Source organism: Bradyrhizobium sp. PRIMUS42 (assembly GCF_023006515.1).
Classification (GTDB): domain Bacteria; phylum Pseudomonadota; class Alphaproteobacteria; order Rhizobiales; family Xanthobacteraceae; genus Bradyrhizobium.
Window position 1 is genome coordinate 1 of the sequence record NZ_JALBGZ010001537.1, and the last position, 518, is coordinate 518.

Sequence of the window (518 nt, forward strand, 5' to 3'; positions counted from 1 at the left end):
CGGGCCTCGCGGTCGTCGGACTTGGCGGCGATCGCGGGAAGGGCGCGCGCGAGCGCGCGGATGCCTTCTTCCGCCATCAGCGAGGTCACCGGATTGGTGTCGCGCGCGTAAAGCGCTTCGACGGCGTGGGCGATTGCGTTGATGCCCGATGTTGCGGCTAAGCTCGCCGGCAGCGTCAGGGTCAGATCGACATCGTAGATCACGGTCTCGGGCAGGATCGCCGCATCGCGCACCGTGGTCTTCAACCCGTTCTCGGTCTGGCCGACGATCGGCGTCATTTCCGAGCCGGCATAGGTGGTGGGGATGCAGAGCTGATTGACGCCGGTGCGCAAGGCCAAAGCCTTGCCGAGGCCCGTGGTCGAGCCGCCGCCGAGCGAGACGACGCAATCGGCCTCGCATGCCTTCATCGCTGCGAGCGCCCGCTCCGTGACGTCGACCGGCGTATGCATGGTGGCGCCCGGAAAGATGCCGGCATAGAGCGCGCCGAGCGCCGTCCCCAGGCTCTTGCCCTGCGCTTC

Annotated in this window: 1 protein-coding gene; it reads right to left on the bottom strand. The window is 68.1% G+C overall.

What is annotated here, in order from left to right; all coding sequences use genetic code 11:
* A partial coding sequence (locus tag MOV75_RS41505; protein ID WP_247008678.1) for an iron-containing alcohol dehydrogenase occupies positions 1-518 on the bottom strand: 518 nt, incomplete at both ends.